This window comes from Thermococcus aciditolerans (genome assembly GCF_008152015.1).
Classification (GTDB): Archaea; Methanobacteriota_B; Thermococci; order Thermococcales; family Thermococcaceae; genus Thermococcus; species Thermococcus celericrescens.
In genome coordinates this window covers 1836667-1852841 of the sequence record NZ_CP041932.1, presented here as the reverse complement: position 1 = coordinate 1852841, position 16175 = coordinate 1836667, and the positions used below count along the sequence as shown (strand labels likewise).

Annotated in this window: 17 protein-coding genes and 2 pseudogenes; 13 read left to right on the top strand and 6 right to left on the bottom strand. The window is 52.8% G+C overall.

All coding sequences use genetic code 11. The features are described from left to right. Nucleotides 1-59 precede the first annotated feature (59 nt). Entirely contained in the window at nt 60-1247 is a 1188-nt protein-coding gene (locus FPV09_RS10185) for a glycine C-acetyltransferase (protein WP_148883830.1), read from the top strand. A gap of 21 nt (nt 1248-1268) precedes the next feature. Here the strand turns inward: FPV09_RS10185 and endA are convergent, their stop codons facing one another. Both endA and rimI read right to left on the bottom strand, forming a co-directional pair. Continuing rightward, nucleotides 1269-1784 carry a tRNA-intron lyase gene (endA, locus tag FPV09_RS10180; RefSeq protein ID WP_148883323.1) on the bottom strand — a complete coding sequence of 172 codons (516 nt, stop codon included), beginning with the start codon at nt 1782-1784 and terminating at the stop codon, nt 1269-1271. After that, the gene (gene rimI / locus FPV09_RS10175) at nt 1781-2284 is read right to left on the bottom strand and encodes a ribosomal protein S18-alanine N-acetyltransferase (protein ID WP_148883322.1); all 504 of its coding nucleotides are present in this window, start codon (nt 2282-2284) and stop codon (nt 1781-1783) included. Before rimI ends, endA begins: the two co-directional genes overlap by 4 nt. Before the next feature lie 82 nt (nt 2285-2366). Between rimI and FPV09_RS10170 the strand changes: the two genes are divergently transcribed. From FPV09_RS10170 to thrC, 6 genes are all read left to right on the top strand, one after another. Continuing rightward, nucleotides 2367-3380 carry a FecCD family ABC transporter permease gene (locus FPV09_RS10170; protein ID WP_148883321.1) on the top strand — a complete coding sequence of 338 codons (1014 nt, stop codon included), beginning with the start codon at nt 2367-2369 and terminating at the stop codon, nt 3378-3380. Between the two features lie 2 nt (nt 3381-3382). Further along, entirely contained in the window at nt 3383-4102 is a 720-nt protein-coding gene (locus tag FPV09_RS10165) for an ABC transporter ATP-binding protein (RefSeq protein ID WP_148883829.1), read from the top strand. A gap of 141 nt (nt 4103-4243) precedes the next feature. Then, a complete protein-coding gene (locus tag FPV09_RS10160) occupies nt 4244-5692 on the top strand; it encodes a hypothetical protein (RefSeq protein WP_246112264.1) in 1449 nt (482 codons plus the stop codon). 196 nt (nt 5693-5888) lie between these two features. Next, complete coding sequence (psmB, locus tag FPV09_RS10155; protein WP_148883320.1) at nt 5889-6491, top strand: archaeal proteasome endopeptidase complex subunit beta; 603 nt, start codon at nt 5889-5891, stop codon at nt 6489-6491. Between the two features lie 54 nt (nt 6492-6545). After that, on the top strand, nt 6546-7637 hold the full coding sequence (locus tag FPV09_RS10150) for an eCIS core domain-containing protein (protein ID WP_148883319.1): 1092 nt from the start codon (nt 6546-6548) through the stop codon (nt 7635-7637). A 1-nt stretch (nt 7638) separates the two neighbouring features. Continuing rightward, nucleotides 7639-8778 carry a threonine synthase gene (thrC, locus tag FPV09_RS10145; protein WP_148883318.1) on the top strand — a complete coding sequence of 380 codons (1140 nt, stop codon included), beginning with the start codon at nt 7639-7641 and terminating at the stop codon, nt 8776-8778. On the opposite strand, the gene FPV09_RS10140 is transcribed toward thrC, so the two are convergent. Further along, complete coding sequence (locus FPV09_RS10140; RefSeq protein WP_148883317.1) at nt 8762-9043, bottom strand: hypothetical protein; 282 nt, start codon at nt 9041-9043, stop codon at nt 8762-8764. The two genes, thrC and FPV09_RS10140, sit on opposite strands and share 17 nt — an antisense overlap. Before the next feature lie 125 nt (nt 9044-9168). On the opposite strand from FPV09_RS10140, the gene FPV09_RS10135 reads away from it, so the two are divergent. Next, entirely contained in the window at nt 9169-9954 is a 786-nt protein-coding gene (locus tag FPV09_RS10135) for a DODA-type extradiol aromatic ring-opening family dioxygenase (protein WP_148883316.1), read from the top strand. A gap of 1 nt (nt 9955) precedes the next feature. Here FPV09_RS10135 and FPV09_RS10130 read toward each other — a convergent pair. Further along, nucleotides 9956-10410: pseudogene (locus FPV09_RS10130) on the bottom strand (alanyl-tRNA editing protein). Between the two features lie 246 nt (nt 10411-10656). Between FPV09_RS10130 and FPV09_RS10125 the strand changes: the two are divergent. Together FPV09_RS10125 and FPV09_RS10120 are read left to right on the top strand one after the other, a co-directional pair. After that, entirely contained in the window at nt 10657-12000 is a 1344-nt protein-coding gene (locus tag FPV09_RS10125; protein WP_148883315.1) for a cyclic 2,3-diphosphoglycerate synthase, read from the top strand. Nucleotides 12001-12038: 38 nt separating this feature from the next. Beyond that, the gene (locus tag FPV09_RS10120; protein WP_148883314.1) at nt 12039-12545 is read left to right on the top strand and encodes a magnesium-dependent phosphatase-1; all 507 of its coding nucleotides are present in this window, start codon (nt 12039-12041) and stop codon (nt 12543-12545) included. A 16-nt stretch (nt 12546-12561) separates the two neighbouring features. On the opposite strand, the gene FPV09_RS10115 is transcribed toward FPV09_RS10120, so the two are convergent. Together FPV09_RS10115 and FPV09_RS10110 are read right to left on the bottom strand one after the other, a co-directional pair. Further along, nucleotides 12562-13320, bottom strand: coding sequence for a GNAT family N-acetyltransferase (locus FPV09_RS10115; protein WP_168194762.1), 759 nt, complete (start codon nt 13318-13320; stop codon nt 12562-12564). A 57-nt stretch (nt 13321-13377) separates the two neighbouring features. Next, nucleotides 13378-14247 carry a GH12 family glycosyl hydrolase domain-containing protein gene (locus FPV09_RS10110; RefSeq protein ID WP_168194761.1) on the bottom strand — a complete coding sequence of 290 codons (870 nt, stop codon included), beginning with the start codon at nt 14245-14247 and terminating at the stop codon, nt 13378-13380. 131 nt (nt 14248-14378) lie between these two features. Between FPV09_RS10110 and FPV09_RS10105 the strand changes: the two genes are divergently transcribed. The 3 genes and pseudogenes from FPV09_RS10105 to FPV09_RS10095 all read left to right on the top strand — a co-directional run bounded on the left by FPV09_RS10105 (nt 14379) and on the right by FPV09_RS10095 (nt 16063). Continuing rightward, the gene (locus FPV09_RS10105; RefSeq protein WP_148883311.1) at nt 14379-14564 is read left to right on the top strand and encodes a hypothetical protein; all 186 of its coding nucleotides are present in this window, start codon (nt 14379-14381) and stop codon (nt 14562-14564) included. Nucleotides 14565-14579: 15 nt separating this feature from the next. Beyond that, nucleotides 14580-15230 (top strand): annotated as a pseudogene (locus FPV09_RS10100) (DUF6544 family protein); the annotation flags it as partial. 89 nt (nt 15231-15319) lie between these two features. Next, nucleotides 15320-16063: a CPBP family glutamic-type intramembrane protease gene (locus tag FPV09_RS10095; RefSeq protein ID WP_148883309.1), complete on the top strand. Its 744-nt coding sequence runs from the start codon at nt 15320-15322 to the stop codon at nt 16061-16063. Nucleotides 16064-16175: the final 112 nt, after the last annotated feature.

Genomic DNA, 16175 nt, shown 5'->3' with positions numbered 1-16175 from the left:
CAGAACGGGCACTGCAAAACTTTTATACCTCGATGACCAAAAAACGACCGGTGGTTCTCATGGCAAAGCTGGACTGGATTAAGGAAGAGCTCAAAGAGCTCAAGGACAAGGGCTTGTATGTAACCATAAGAAAGCTCGAGAGCTCCCAGGGTCCCTGGGTCGTCGTTGACGGAAAGCGCGTTCTCAACATGTGTTCGAACAACTACCTCGGCCTGGCCGCCCACCCCAAGATAAAGGAGGCCGCGATAAGGGCCATCCTCGACTACGGCGTCGGTGCCGGAGCTGTTAGAACCATCGCCGGTACCATGGAGCTCCACGTGGAGCTCGAGGAGAAGCTCGCCAAGTTCAAGAAGAGGGAAGCCGCTATACTCTTCCAGAGCGGCTACAACGCCAACCTCGGAGCTCTCAGCGCCCTCCTCACCAAGAAGGACAACGGCGTGTTCATCAGCGAGGAGCTCAACCACGCGAGCATCATAGACGGAATGCGCCTAAGCGGCGCCCCGAAGGTCATCTACAAGCACCTCGACATGGAGGACCTCAAGAAGCGCCTCGAGGAGAACAAGGACAAGGAGAAGAAGATAATCGTCAGCGACGGTGTTTTCTCGATGGACGGTGACCTCGCCCCGCTGCCGGAGATGGCGGAGCTGGCCGAGCAGTACGATGCCATGCTCTACATAGACGACGCCCACGGTGAGGGTGTCCTCGGAGACAGCGGAAGGGGTATAGTTGACCACTTCAAGCTCCATGACCGCGTTGACTTCGAGATGGGTACGCTGAGCAAGGCCTTCGGTGTCATCGGCGGCTACGTGGCCGGACCGGAGGAGGCCATCGACTACCTCCGCCAGCGCGGAAGGCCGTTCCTCTTCTCAAGCGCCCCGAACCCGCCCGACGTCGCCGCGGCTATAGCTTCCGTCGAGATACTCCAGCACAGCGACGAGCTCGTCAGGAAGCTCTGGGACAACACCCACTTCCTCCAGAACGGGCTCCGCGATTTGGGCTACGACCTCGGCAACACCAAGCACCCGATTACTCCGGTTATGCTCTACGACGAGAAGACGGCTCAGGAGTTCTCAAGGAGGCTCTACGACGAGTACAACATCTTCGCTCAGGCCATCGTCTATCCGACCGTCCCGCTCGGAACCGCAAGGATAAGGCTCGAGCCTTCCGCGGCCCACAGCAAGGAGGACCTCCAGTACGTGCTGGATGCCTTCGAGGACCTCGGAAAGAAGACCGGGTTCCTGAAGTGAACCCCATTCCATCATTTTCTTTTAGAACTTCACCCACTCAACCTTGTAGTACACCACGTCGTTGTCCTCATCGACGACTGCCATCACCATGTTCTTCCTGACGCCGTGGGCAACCCTCACGCGGGCGGTGATGTCGTTCGGGGAAAAGCGGAGGTTTTCTGGAACCACCCATATCAGCCACTGGGAGTGCTCGTCCATTCCACGCCTGTAAACGCGGAAGTGGGAGCCGAACTTGAGGGCGGACTTCACCGTGTACCCTCTGTCGCGCAGGTCGGTGTAGACGAGGAGATTTATGTCGAACTGGTCGTCCCTCTTCCTCCCGAGTTCGACCAAATCCTGAAAAGAAAGCTCTTTTTCGCCGTTGAAAACCCGTATCTTGCCTTTCTCCATCAGATAAGCCGCCTCTATGAGCGAGAGAAAGAGCTTTCCGTTCACGACCTCGCCGAAATAGCGCTTGTTGTAGAACTGGTTTATCGCCTTCTCCCTCTCGCTGAAGACCCTATCCCCGCTGAACTGAAAGATTATCGGTTCCTTCAATTCCTTCCACCCCACTCGTCGGCAGGCAGGAGCATGTAGTACGCATCCTCCCCGTCGGCGTAGTAGCCGATTATGCGCTTGATCCGCCTGAAGCCAAAGCGCTCGTAGAGCTTTATGGCATTTTCGTTGCCCACGCGAACCTCCAGGCCTATGTAGCGGGCCCCCTTGTTTATGAGCCTTTCGATGACCTCGGTGAGAAGGGCGGAGCCTATGCCGTTGCCCCGATACGCCGGATCGACGGCTATGCTCATGATGTGGCCCTCAAGGTCCGGTCTGAGGTAACCCATGACGTAGCCGATGACCCTTCCGTTGTACTCGGCGACCAAAAAGGTGTCCGGGTTGTTTTCCAGGAAAACCAAGAAGACACCCCTTGGGTAGTCCTCCCTGAAGGACTCGCGCTCTATCCTCATGACATCGGGGATATCGAAGAGCCTGGCCGGCCTTATAGCCACCATGGCTAGTGGGACCCTCCCCCCAAACTGACGGATGGAGACGCTCATATCATATTCTACGCACCAGAGCTTTTAAGGATTGAGTAATGTAACCAAAAGCTTTAAACGCCTGGACAAATAATCCGACCCCATGAGGAGATGGCTCCCCGCGCTGGCACTGCTCTCAACAGCCGCACTGTTCCTGGGGGTCTACGTGGGCTCCGTGGGCATAAGCCCGTCCGACGTCACCGCCAGCATAGCCTACGGAATAAAATCGACGCTCTCGCACTTCACCCAGACCAACCCGGGTGAAAAGCCGCGGTACTTCGTGATAATATGGGAGCTCCGCCTCCCAAGGGTTCTCCTGGCGTATCTTGTTGGGCTCTCCCTCGCCTCAGCGGGCGTCGCTTCCCAGGCCCTCTTCAGGAACCCCCTAGCTGACCCCTACATCATCGGTGTTAGTGCCGGCGCCGGAATCGGGGCTGCGCTGGGTGCCATCTACGCCCCCTCCCACATGGGCTCCCTTGCCCTCGCCTCTGCCCTGCTCTCGGTCTTCATAGTTTACTCCGTCTCAAGGGTCGATGGCCACGTCCCCGTTGACACCCTCCTCCTGGCGGGAATAGCATACGGTTTTCTGGCGAGCGCGGTAACGTGGTACCTCATCATAAGCCAGGGAGAGAGGGCCCACGTCACCTGGATGTGGCTCATGGGAACGTTCAACGGTGCCGGCTGGGGCGACGTTGGTGAAATGTTCATCGTCTCCGCCCTAGGGACGGGCTTCCTGATATGGAAGTGGCGCGAGCTGAACCTCATCCTCCTGGGCGAGGAAAGCATAGCACTTGGCCTCGACCTGCACCTCTACAGAAAGCTCTTCATCGGAGCGATAGCAGTTCTAACGGCCTTCGCCGTCTCAACGGCTGGAATAATAGGCTTCATTGGCCTGGTCAGCCCCCACATAATGCGCCTCCTCCTCGGTCCAAACCACCGCGAGCTGACCCCCGCGAGCGCGCTCTTCGGCGGGACGCTCCTCGTCGTTGCAGACCTCCTTGCGAGAATCCTCGCGAGGCCAGCGGAGCTCCCCGTGGGCATAATCACCGCCCTGATGGGCGCGCCCTTCTTCCTCTACCTCCTGATGAAGCACAAGAGGGGTGAGCTGTACTCATGACGATGAGGCTGGAGGTTAGGGTTTCCTTCGCCTACGGCGAGAGGGAGGTCCTGAATGGCGTCGAGTTCACGGCGGAGAGGGGTGAGCTCCTCGCGATAATCGGGCCGAACGGTGCCGGAAAAAGCACCCTGCTGAAGGCCATGGTTGGGATTCTGAGACCGAGGGGGAGCGTGAGGCTCGACGGAATGGACCTGCTCTCAATGAGACCGCCGGAGAGGGCAAGGCTCATAACCTACGTCCCCCAGAGCTCCTTCCCCGAGTTCGCCTTCACCATCGAGGAGTTCGTTGAGATGGGCGCCTATGCAACAAGAGGCAACGTTGAAGCGGCTTTAAAGCGCGTCGGGCTCTGGGAGCGCAGGAGAGAGCCGGTTACAAACCTGAGCGGCGGCGAGTACCAGCTGGCCCTCGTGGCCAGGGCGCTTGCGCAGGGGAGCGAGGCGATACTCCTCGACGAGCCGACGAGCCACCTGGATATAAACCACGCCCTCATGGTGATGGAGCTGCTGAAGGGCCTCAAGGAGGAGAAGATAATCGTGGCTGTTCTCCACGACCTCAACTTAGCCCTCCGCTACGCGGACAGGCTGATTCTGCTCCACAGGGGCGGCAAATACTGGGAGGGAACCCCCGGAGAACTAGAACCAGAGGTTCTTGAGGAAGTCTACGGGGTAAAGGCAAGGATAGCGGAGGTCGATGGCCACAGGGTTCTTCTGGCTGGGATTTGAAGGCTAGTATGAGAGATAGCCGGAAGGATGTCAGTTATGTTCTTTTTCTACCTATTACTCAGGCTCCAAACGAACGAAAGGCCCATTAGGTTTTCCAAGCTTCAAGAGTAAATTTTATAAGTCAACATTGGGCAATAGCATGTGAGGTCCACAATGGTGAGAAAGAAACCCCTGTTAGTGGTCTTACTGCTGATTCTCCTGGGAGGAACCACAGTAGGGGCCTTAAACTACACGGCAGGCAACGAAGACTCCGTAACCAGGGTACTCGGCTACGACGTGTACAGGATCGAAGGCTCAGGCAACTACATCATCTACTACCCCCTGCCCAACGGAAGCGTTAAAGTTCTGAAGAAGGGAAAAGCCGGCGGCTTCTTTCCGACCTTCGTCAAAGTACCCAGGCACGAGTGGATAAAGGAACTCTCAACGGCAGAGAAAGCCCTCTACGCCCCACCAACCCCGCTAATACTCTACATCACGGAGGACGGAAAGCTGGGAGTGAAAAGCATAACCTCAAGCAGAATCAAGCTCGAAAGCGAAAAGACGCTGAACCTGAAGGAAAGCTACCAAGTCCAGGCAACGAGTTCATGTCCAAGGGGCTGGATAGACTTTGGGGGAAGGTACTGCATCGACCCACAGTGGAGTCTTCATTTTGACAGCAGGGCAAAGTCAAAAACCTTCGACGAGTGGGTTTCAGTGATGGGATTGAAGATTGAGAACAGGGTCGCAGAAAAAGTTGATTACCACTGGCTCCTCCAGCTCAGCAGGAGCACCTACAGCTACTGGACAGTTGGAATTGATGTGGGACCTTTCAACGTAATCACCGTGTCCCTTGGAAACCACTTCGAAGGCTGGGGACTAGACATTGGATACGAAGTTGATGGACCTCTCCAAGTTCGTTCAAACACCTGGGAGCGGTATCTTAATATTAAGGTGGAGTACATTGTGGCCCACGCCAAAGTTCCGGCATACGACAAGCTCACAAGGAAGTACATGGACATAGAGATAGTTCAAACTTACCCCATCAAAATCCACAGCACCGGAAGGTACACAATACTAGAATCTTCCAATGGCCAAATCAAGTTCACCGAATCTTACGGGAGCAATCCACCAAGAATAACCAAGACTCCAAACCTCTGGACAATTCCTGAGAACGTCGAGTGGACAAGAAGCTGGATCGGTGTAAGCACATGGAAACGGGCCATATACCTAAGACAGAACCAGAGCAAAGAATTTAGCTCAAGCTCTAGCCTGAACATCCCACTCGGCTATGCAGCCGGAAAGTACCTGACAAGGATAAGCCCCAAACTCGGAAAATTAGCCAACACGATAAGCATAACCGTTGGATTCCACCATAGCTCAGGATACCGTTCAATGGCAGAATACAGCGTTAAAATCAAGCCAAGGAAGAGTTGCTATGCGATGTACAGTGTTCTGGGAGTTAATGTCGGCACGAGTGGAGCAAAGACAAAGGTAAACGTCTCACTGGTGTTCGGTGTCATAACCGACGGCAAGGTACCTTCACCACCGTGCAACCCAAGAACGGGTGTATGTGTGGACTCCACAAACCCATGGGGAAGAGAAGGAGACTAAATCTCCATTCCCTATTTTTAGGGTGCAGAAGCACCGGTAGAGACGGTCCAGGGAGATCAGAAACCAGATAATTGAAGATTGAAGACGTCTACAGGGCAAAGACCAAGATAACGGGGGTAGATGGCCACAGGGTCGTTCTGCCAGAACTCGCAAAGGTTTAAAACGTCGGGTGAGAAGATGGGTCAGGGGTGAGAGAATGGAAACTAAGAAAACCGGTACCACCACCGTGGGAATAAAGGCCAGAGACGGCGTTGTTCTGGCCGCTGATACGCAGGCTTCCCTCGACCACATGGTCGAGACCCTCAACATCAGGAAGATAGTCCCAATCACCGACAGGATAGCGATAACCACCGCGGGAAGCGTCGGCGACGTGCAGGCCCTCGCAAGGACTCTGGAAGCAGAGGCGCGCTACTACCAGTTCACCTGGAACAGGCCGATGACCACAAGGGCGATGGCGAACCTTCTCAGCAATATCCTGAACGAGAACAAGTGGTTCCCCTACCTCGTCCAGATAATCATAGGTGGCTACGTTGACGAGCCCACCCTGGCCAACCTCGACGCGATGGGCGGTCTCGTCTTCGATGACTACACTGCCACTGGCTCGGGAAGCCCCTTCGCCATAGCCATCCTTGAAGACGGCTTCAAGAAGGACATGAGCGTAGAGGAGGCGAAAGAGCTGGCAGTCAGGGCCGTGAGAACCGCCGGAAAGCGCGACGTTTACACCGGTGATAGGAAGATCCAGGTCGTCGTCATAACGAGGGACGGCATGAAGGAGGAGTTCGTTGAGTTCAGGGAGTGAACCGTTCAACGGTCGCACCAAAGCCCTTTTTAATTCTCTTTTCGAGTTGGTAACATGCGAAATCTCCCTGAAAAGCTGGCGGTTCTCGGGCTGATAGTCCTGCTCATCTCGGCGCTCTACGCAGTGGAGAGGCTAACCGTCAACCCGAGCGCGGTTCTCGGAGAGGTAAACGGGATACTCGACCAGGTTCAGGGGATAAGGAAACTCACCTTCAAGGAGAGGCCCGAGATAGTGGTTCTCACGAAGAGCGAGGCTCTAGTTAAATGGAAGCCCGGCAAAGCGGACATCGAGAGTATGAGAACCGAGGAGCTGACCTACAAGATGACCCTCCTCCTTCCGCCGGACTACCAGTACATCAAGAAGGAAACTGAGAGGAGCGCAGGATGGATAGCAGCAACGGTGGGAGATACCATCTACATCATCCAGGAGAACTTCATGTCTGACCCGGACACCGCCAGGAGGACGATAGCCCACGAGAGCGTTCACGTGCTCCAGAAGCAGTGGTTCAACGCGAAGTACGGTGCCGACACCTACGACGGCACCATAGCGGTTCAATCCCTCATCGAGGGCGATGCCGACCTCGTTGCAGACCTCTACTGCGAGAAGAACGGGATACCCATCCACAAGATACGCTCGCTGAGCGGGGATCCCCTAACCGACCTCCACATCTTCCCCTACGTCTTCGGCGACCGCTTCGTGAGGTACCTCTACGAGAAGGGAAACTGGAGCCTCGTTAACGAGGCCTACAGCCGCTATCCGGTCTCGGCGCAGCAGGTCATGCACCCCGAGCTGTACCTCGAAAACGTTACCCCCCTCAACGTCACCCTGAACGCACCGCCAAACTCACGCGTCCTCAAGGAAGACAGGCTCGGTGAGTACTACGTCTACCTCCTTTTCAGGGACGTTGCGAAGCTGGAGGACGAAACCGCCTGGAACGTCTCGAGTGCGTGGCGCGGGGATAGGCTTCTCCTAACCCAGAACGCGACGGACTACCTCCTCCAGTGGAAGGTGGTCTTCTCAACCCCCGAAGCCGCGAAAGCCTTTGGAGAAACCCTCTCCAAGCTCGCGGAGGGCAACACCTACGCGAACTACACGATAAGAATTGACGGAAGCTCCGTTCTCCTGATCGCCGAAAGGAGGGACTGATGTGAGGCTGGTCTGTTCAATCTGCGGGAAAACCTACGACGAACCGGTTCAGAGGTGTGAATGCGGCGAGCCCGTGGAGTTCGAAAGATTCACGGGCGAGCCATACATAGGAAAGAGCGTCTGGGAGCGGTTCTGGGACTTCTGGCCGGTGGAACCGGTTCTGGAACTTTCCCTCGGCGAGGGCGACACGCCGCTCATCCACTCGAAGCTCGGGGAAGAGCTCGGAATCCGGCTCTACCTCAAGAACGAGACCGTAAATCCAACGTGGAGCTTCAAGGACAGGGGGACGTTTCTGGCCATCAGCCATGCCCTTAAGGCCGGCTACAGAGCCGTCGGAACGGTATCGACCGGCAACATGGCGGCGAGTGTTTCGGCCTACGCTTCCCGCTTTGGATTAGGGGCCAAAATCCTCGTCTCCGAAAACGCGAGCGACGAGAAGCTGAAGGCAGTTTGGGTTTACGGCGGCGAGGTCATCAGAGTCCACGGCGACTACGGGAGGCTCTACTTCGAGAGCCTGAAGCTAGGAGAAAAGCTCGGGGTCTATTTCATCAACTCGGACAACCCATTCCGGATCGAGGGCTACAAGGGCATAGCGTTCGAGATAGCCGAGGAACTGAGCCCGGACTACGTTCTAATCCCGACCAGCTCAGGCGGCCTTTTCCGCGGAATCGCCAAGGGCTTCATCGAGCTCCACGAGAGCGGACTTATCGATGAGCTTCCAACCCTTATCGCGGTTCAGGCCGAGGGCTGCTCACCGATATGCAGGGCTTTTGATGAGGGCAGGGCAAAAATCGAGCGCTTTGAGAGTCCCAAAACGGTAGCCAAGGCCATAGCCAACCCATATCCGCCGAGCGGGAACACGGTTCTGAGGCTCATGCGGGACTTCGACTGGAAATGTATGGCCGTTTCCGACGAGGAGATACTCGAAGCGCAGAGGAAGCTCGCCGGTGAAGGCCTCTTCGTCCAGCCGGCGAGTGCTACGGGTATAGCGGCGCTGGAGAAGCTCGACCTTCCAAGCGGAGCCAAGGTCGTCTCGATACTCACTGGCTCCGGGCTGAAGACTCTCTCGACGACAGGGCAGGGTAAGGTGAGGGAGTGTCATCTTGAAGGGCTGGAAAACTGCATCAAAAACGATTCATAAAGAAGCGCTTTGCCCGCTGCCTGTTCCCCTCATTTTTCTCGGACAGCAGATCAGGGTTCTCCGCAAATAGGAACTCATAAAGGCGCTTCAGGAGGAGCATGACTCCAGCATAAAGCCACACAAAGAACGCGGCGATACCTTTGGTAAAGTAACCCCAGAAGAGTAGCGTCCCGACTATAACGCCGAACGAGAGGGCAATCATGAGCCTAAGCAGGAGCGCATAGCCGTAGCGCTCCATCAACAGCCCAAAATCCACACCACTCACCAAACATTTACAACGATGTAAATGTTTATAAGCCTTACTCTAAGCAAAAATTCAGAAAGAAACGGCGAACGGTAAAACCGAGCAAAGCGTATAAACGGGAAAGATGTAGCAACACCGGTGATAACATGCTGATCGGAGCCGCGATGATGCCCCATGGAAACCCCGTCCTGGAGCCGGAAGACGAGGAAACGAAGAGGCTCGCCGAGGTTCTCGGGAAGATAGGAAGGGCCCTCAGTGACGCCGATGCCTACGTCCTCATAAGCCCACACAACGTCCGGATGAGCGACCACCTCGGCGTGGTCATGGCCAAGCACCTCGTCTCGTGGCTTGGCTTCGAGGGCAAGGAGCTCCCCGGCGAATGGGAGACTGAGAAAGAGCTCGCGAGAAAAATCTACGAATCGGCAAAGAGCGCCGGCCTGCCTGTGGTGGACATGAACTTCGCCGCGCTGAGCGGAGACTACTCCCGGTGGCCGCTGAGCTGGGGCGAGCTGATACCCCTGCACTTCCTCGAAAAGAAGCCGCTCGTTCTCCTGACGCCGGCCAGAAATGTGCCCAGGGAGGTGCTCGTTCGCTTCGGAGAGGTTATTGGAGACGTCACAGAGGGGAGCGAGAAGAGGGTGGCGTTCATAGCCAGCGCCGACCACGGGCACGGGCACAGTGAGGAGGGCCCGTACGGAAAGGTAAAGGAGAGCGAGGAGTACGACAGGCTCGTCATGGAGCTGATAAACGAAAACCGCCTTGAGGAACTTCCAGATATCCCAGAGGAGCTCGTGAGGAAGGCACTGGTGGACAGCTACTGGCAGCTCCTCGTCCTCCACGGCCTTCTGAAGAGGGTCCCGATGGGGGTGAGGGAAACCGCCTACGCCCGCCCAACCTACTTCGGCATGGCAGGAGCGCTGTGGGTTAGGTGAGCTACAGCACGTCAAAGCTTATCTCAAGCAGCCCCTTGCTCCTCCTGAACCTGACCTTCCGGATTTTTATCTCCCCGATTTCTCCCGTCGTTGTGGTATGCTCCTTGTTGCAGGCGTTGACGTTCCAGCCCTCGATGACGACGACTTGAGGGTTCTTACCTCCGGCGGAATCGGGAAGAGGTCGTACATATCCTCGCCGAAGCGCTCCTCGGCCTCCTCCCTGGGCAGCTCATAGACCCTAACCGGAACGTTCTCCCTAACCTTCTCGCTGGCGAGGCGCTCTATCTCGGCAACCGCCTCCGGCGTTGGCTTCCTGCCGAACTTGACGGTTAACCTTCCGTGGCTTCCGTCCACGTAAACGCTCGCCGTCCACTTAGCGTTTTCACCCAGAACCTTGATGACGGCGCCCTTGACCACATGCAAGGCCGTGTGTGTTCTAACCTCCACCGACGGCATAGGTATCGCCCCATCTTCTCGGAGGAATTATTAACGGTTGCAGACGTTGGGGAATGGCCCGGCGGGTTATTAATCCCACAGGTAAATTCAAACGGAGATTATCCAGCGGCGCTTGAATGTTTTTCAGTCCACTGATGGCCGTACCGAATAATCCACACCAGGAGCTTGCACCATTAAACAAAAACCGTTATAAATGCCAAAAACGATACACCAGTGCCTGATTAAAAACTTTTGAGGTGGTCAAAAATGGCCGAGAAGAGGAAGAAGAGGGTTCTCATTTTGGGCGCCGCCGGAAGGGACTTCCACAACTTCAACACGTTCTTCAGGGACAACCCCGACTACGAGGTCGTTGCCTTCACCGCCACTCAGATTCCGGACATCGAGGGTAGGGTCTACCCGCCCGAGCTCGCCGGTGAGCTCTACCCGAACGGAATTCCAATCTGGAGCGAGGATGACATGGAGAAGATAATTAAGGAGCACGACATCGACGTCGTCGTCTTCGCCTACTCCGACGTTCCGCACGAGCACGTCATGCACCTCGCTAGCAGGGCCCACTCAGCCGGTGCCGACTTCTGGCTCCTCGGCCCGAAGAGCACCATGCTCAAGTCCAGCAAGCCGGTCATAGCGGTCACCGCCGTCAGAACCGGCTGTGGAAAGAGCCAGACCAGCAGGAAGGTCGCCCAGATCCTCCAGGAGATGGGCTACAAGGTCGTCGCCATCAGGCACCCGATGCCCTACGGCGACCTCAGGAAGCAGATTGTCCAGCGCTTCGCCAGCTACGAGGACCTCGACAAGCACGAGTGCACCATCGAGGAGCGCGAGGAGTACGAGCCCTACATCGACAGGGGCATGGTCGTCTACGCGGGCGTTGACTACGAGAAGATCCTCCGCGAGGCTGAGAAAGAAGCTGATATAATCCTCTGGGACGGCGGAAACAACGACTTCCCGTTCTACGAGCCCGACCTCTGGATAGTCGTCACCGACCCGCACAGGCCCGGCCACGAGCTCAAGTACCACCCCGGTGAGACTAACTTCAGGGCTGCTGATGTCATAATCATCAACAAGATCGACACCGCCAACAGGGACGACATCCAGAAGGTTCGCGAGAGCATCGAGAAGGTCAACCCGAACGCCGTCATCATCGACGGTGCCTCACCGCTCTACGTCGACCAGCCGGAGCTCATCAAGGGCAAGCGCGTTCTCGTCGTCGAGGACGGTCCGACCCTCACCCACGGCGGCATGAAGTACGGTGCCGGATACATCGCCGCCAAGAAGTACGGAGCCAAGGAGATAATCGACCCGAGGCCCTACGCCGTCGGCTCGATCATCGACACCTACAAGAAGTACAGCCACCTCGACGTCATCCTGCCGGCCATGGGCTACGGCGAGAAGCAGATTAGGGAGCTTGAGGAGACCATCAACCGCGCCGATGCCGACGTCGTCATCATGGGTACTCCCATCGACCTCCGCCGCGTCATGAAGCTCAACAAGCCGGCCGTCAGGGTCAGGTACGAGCTCGAGGAGATCGGCGAGCCGAAGCTCAAGGACGTCCTCAAGGAGTTCGTCGAGAAGCACGTCAAGAAGGAGTGAGCTCTTCTCTTCTTTTATATCCTGTTTTGGTGGTAATTATGAAGAAGCTTTTGGTTCTTGATTTGGATGGAACACTTTGGGAACAAAAAGATATGCCACAAATGGTTCTTAAATTTGAAGTTCTTCGATTTAAAGATCCTCAATTTAAGGTTGAAAGGAACCTGTTCATAGATGTTTACGGAAGAGAGGTTAGGCTTTTTGAAGGAACTAGGGAGTTTCTTGAATGGGCAAAGGAAAGATTTATCTTAAGCATCGCAAGCTGGAACGTAGAAGAAATAGTACAGCCAATTTTAGAAGCATTTGGAATTTGGGAGTGTTTTCTCTTTCCAAAAATGGAGAATCATCCAGATAAAGCGGATATGATTAGGAGAACAGTCAAACAGCTTGAAAGTCTGGGCTATGAGATTAAAGAGGTTGTTTATGTTGATGATAAAGCTTCCCATGTAGAAGATGTAAAAAGAGAGATCCCAAATATAAAATTCATCCATATGTGGGCTGATGTCAAGAACTTTGAAGAGCTGAAGGAATTTCTTGATAAAGATTAAACAAGCATTTGTAATCCTAGCCTTTCTTGATTAAAAGCCACCACACATCATCCCCTTGGAATCCGCACCGCCTATAAAGGATTTCTGGCTTGGTTTTATTGTTAACCTCTCCTGAGACCGTAGTAAATGCCGCACGGTCTTGGAGACGCCTGAGCAACTCCAATACAATGGATTTTCCTATGCCTTTTCCTCTGTACTCTGGAAGAACTTGTATCCACTCAAGGGAACCCTCCCGAATTGTGGGATCAAACTCTGCAATTCCTAAACCTGCCGGAGTGCCTTTCTCACCATCAATTACCCAAATCCACAAATTTGGGTCAAATACGGGGTGTTCAGTCCAGCTTTTCACGATTTCTGGATTTACATTTATGTTTTCATAGCATTTTTTAATAACTTCAGCAACGAGGTCACTCTCGCTTTTTGTGTCTACGTTAGCTATGTGAAAACCCTGTGGCAATTTCACTCCACTTATCCGCCGGTGCTTGTAAATAAGCCGGAAGTATGGCCTTTGTATGTCAAAATTTTCAGCAGGAAAAGCCCTCAAAAAGTCTTGGTGCACAAGAGCAAACTTTAGGTTGTCTAAGCGTTTTTTGGGAATTTTCGGTGGGGTTCTGTCTCTGCTCCAATAGATGTATAAGCTTTCGTCATTCCACGCCTCGAGGTGTGTTACTAAGCCATTTTCAACCTTAAAAGATGTCTCAAATTTGTTAATTTCTTTTAGAGTTTTCCATAATGCATTCGGCAGAACTTGGCAGGGATTTTCACGATATGCCAAAATGAGAGCGTCGCGAAACGTTTCTAAAGGCAATATATCAAACCTCCCAAAATATAATCACTCCTTTACCCTAATCTCAAATTCAAATATTTGCCATCCAAAGTTAGCACTCCTTTTATAAGGGCTCCCAAACTCCGTTCCAACTTCCCAGTCCTCCAGATAAAGCTCCTCAAAGTCTTTGACTCTGCAGGAATTTTCTTCAAAAACTTCTTTAGCTGTTGCAATAAGTGGTAAAACGCTCAACTTAACCTTCCCACTTTTAATAGGCTCTTTTAAGCGGAAAGTTATTAAGTCCCAAGGCAGAGCATTGCAGTAGAGCCAAACTTCCCATTCTGCCTCTCTTAGAGTGTCGTTTACAACTATAGGGGCATTTATAGTCTTAATTTTACTTCCCGCCGGTCTAACAAGCGAATTTGAATAGAGCCACACCATTAACTCCACATCGCCCTCTTTAGCTTCCCTCGCTTTCTCCTCCGCAGTTATCCAAGTTTCCATGGCTAAGTTTATAGGAAGGTTTCTTTCGTGCCAGAGGGCGTAGTTCAATGTCACCTCAATGTCTCCAAGCTCCTTTATCCTTTTAGGGAGCTTTCCATTAGTTCCATGACCAATCCACGGTTTATATCCATAGAATATCTCAGGATAGCCTTGAATGTAACGTTGAGGTTCTTCCATCACAATATCACTCAAATTTGCGTAAAACCCTATTGTATAATTGTTTTTGTGATAAACTAGTTTAGCGCTTCCATTAAACTCTTTGATGTTCCAAAAGTTAAGCTCCATTATGAGCTCGGTGCCATTGTAATCTATCTTCCTATGTGAGCCAGGTTCGACTAGAGTGACATCTCCTCCACCTCCCAAACATCCGGACAATAAAGATGCAAAAATTAATAAAATCATCACAAAGAATTTTGTTTTCATTAGATACATCTCCTCGATTTTCTTTGAATATTTAGCCGAGCCACTCTTGTTATACGGCCCAACGGTATATAACATCTATGGTCAATGAACGTTATCATCGCAAATTACGGTGACGAATTTTTCAGAACAAGGTGAAACAAATGATAAAAAGTGTGTTAGTTGTATCAGGAATAATTGCCCTTCTACTGGTCTCAACTGCTGTCCTTGGTGGCATTGCATTCACCAAAAGGACAAGGAATGAGGCAAAAGAACTTTTTAAAGATGGAGGATATGACAAAACCCAAAGTCATTACCAAGTGAAGATATACAAGATCTGGCTAAGCTGATCCAAAAGATATTTAAGACATACCCAGATCATCGGCAAGGAAGAAATCAACACCGTTAGATTGAAACAAGGCGGATACTTCCGTATGAAAGAAGATCAAAAGTGGATGCCGATAACAGCAGAGCAATATTTTAGGGTGGATTCCGCTGAATTCATCTGGATAGCAAAAGTGAGAGCTGCTCCACTGCTATCAATACATGCGAAGGATGAATTTGTTGGTGGTAAAGGCAATTTGGTGGTAAAATTATTAGGGTTAATTACGGTTGTCGATGCAGAGGGGTATGAGATTGATCACGGAGAGCTTTTGAGATTTCTCGCTGAGTGCATCTGGTTTCCTTCAGCGTTTTTAAGCAACTACATCACATGGGAAGCCATAGACAACACCTCAGCAAAAGCCACAATAACTTACGATGGAGTTTCAGCCTCGGCAGTTTTCCATTTTAACGAAAATGGCGAAGTAACAAGAATCACTGCAAAACGGTACATGGAGGTTAATGGGGAGTTCGTTTTAGAGGACTGGAAAGGACAGATTGTAGAATACAAAGTGTTCAACGGCGTTGTTGTCCCAAGCAGGGTCAACATAATATGGAAACTAAAAACAGGAGACTTCTGCTATGACCAAATTGAGATTGTAGACATCGAATATAATATTTTATCAACCTACTGATAGCCGCTTTCACAAAATTTCCAGCTGAGCAAAGGCTTTTATATGGCTAAATGTAACTCGATTTATTTAAACGCAATGGGGGAAGCTAAATGCAGACGGCTCTTCAAATGGCACTTGGTGCCTTTGGAACAATCCTCTTTGTACTCCTCGCGCATAAAAAGATTGGAAGCTATCCTTCACCCTTGCCAAAAAGTGAAAACCCAACAAGGGAACTCCTTGAAGCGGTTACCATCTGGCTGATTGTGTTTGCATCGATCACATACATTGTACTTTTTGGTGCCGAGTCGTATCCGAGCGTGGAGATAGGTGGGATAAAGTTCTCCCTACACTTCTTTCTCGTCCTTCTGCTCCCATTCGTGGTTGAGGTCGTGATCCACAGGCGGGACGCGAGGGAACTCGGCTTTAGAGCTCCAGTAGCATGGAAGCCCGCCATAGCGCTGGTGGGATTCGGAATATTCTTTGGCTTTTTTGCATTCCTTTTTGAGGGTCACGTATCCATAAGCACTGAGGCGCTGATAATCGGACTGTTATCACCTTCATTCAAAGAGGAGTGGTTTTACCGCGCTACACTCCAGTCAAAACTTGAGCGGGCCATGGGGCAGAACAGGGCTTGGCTACTTGCAGGGTTGCTCTTTGCACTTGCCCACATACCGACGACATTCTTCGGTCCGCTATGGGAGGCTTCAGGACACAGTATTTCAGCGGCAATATTCCGGTTCATTGGACATTGCACCTTCGGCTGGCTCTGGGGCATACTCTACATGAAAAGCCGTAGCGTTTTTCCGGCAACACTTGGCCACTACTTCGCAGACTTCCTGCCGGCACTGTTGTGAGGGAAAAAGCGAGAATATCGAACTTGATGGTAGGCATCATACATAGAAAGTACCTCACCACAAACGCGAAGCTTTACCCTCTCGACTTCAAAATTATCCATCTCTAGCATGG

Excerpts from the sequence above, each read along its gene's own strand:
- FPV09_RS10150 (WP_148883319.1), top strand. The coding sequence starts at position 6,546 with ATGCGAAATCTCCCTGAAAAGCTGGCGGTTCTCGGGCTGATAGTCCTG.
- FPV09_RS10170 (WP_148883321.1), top strand. The coding sequence starts at position 2,367 with ATGAGGAGATGGCTCCCCGCGCTGGCACTGCTCTCAACAGCCGCACTG.
- psmB (WP_148883320.1), top strand. The coding sequence starts at position 5,889 with ATGGAAACTAAGAAAACCGGTACCACCACCGTGGGAATAAAGGCCAGA.
- FPV09_RS10105 (WP_148883311.1), top strand. The coding sequence starts at position 14,379 with ATGATAAAAAGTGTGTTAGTTGTATCAGGAATAATTGCCCTTCTACTG.
- FPV09_RS10120 (WP_148883314.1), top strand. The coding sequence starts at position 12,039 with ATGAAGAAGCTTTTGGTTCTTGATTTGGATGGAACACTTTGGGAACAA.
- FPV09_RS10125 (WP_148883315.1), top strand. The coding sequence starts at position 10,657 with ATGGCCGAGAAGAGGAAGAAGAGGGTTCTCATTTTGGGCGCCGCCGGA.
- FPV09_RS10110 (WP_168194761.1), bottom strand. The coding sequence starts at position 14,247 with ATGTATCTAATGAAAACAAAATTCTTTGTGATGATTTTATTAATTTTT.
- FPV09_RS10185 (WP_148883830.1), top strand. The coding sequence starts at position 60 with ATGGCAAAGCTGGACTGGATTAAGGAAGAGCTCAAAGAGCTCAAGGAC.
- FPV09_RS10135 (WP_148883316.1), top strand. The coding sequence starts at position 9,169 with ATGCTGATCGGAGCCGCGATGATGCCCCATGGAAACCCCGTCCTGGAG.
- rimI (WP_148883322.1), bottom strand. The coding sequence starts at position 2,284 with ATGAGCGTCTCCATCCGTCAGTTTGGGGGGAGGGTCCCACTAGCCATG.
- FPV09_RS10165 (WP_148883829.1), top strand. The coding sequence starts at position 3,383 with ATGAGGCTGGAGGTTAGGGTTTCCTTCGCCTACGGCGAGAGGGAGGTC.
- FPV09_RS10095 (WP_148883309.1), top strand. The coding sequence starts at position 15,320 with ATGCAGACGGCTCTTCAAATGGCACTTGGTGCCTTTGGAACAATCCTC.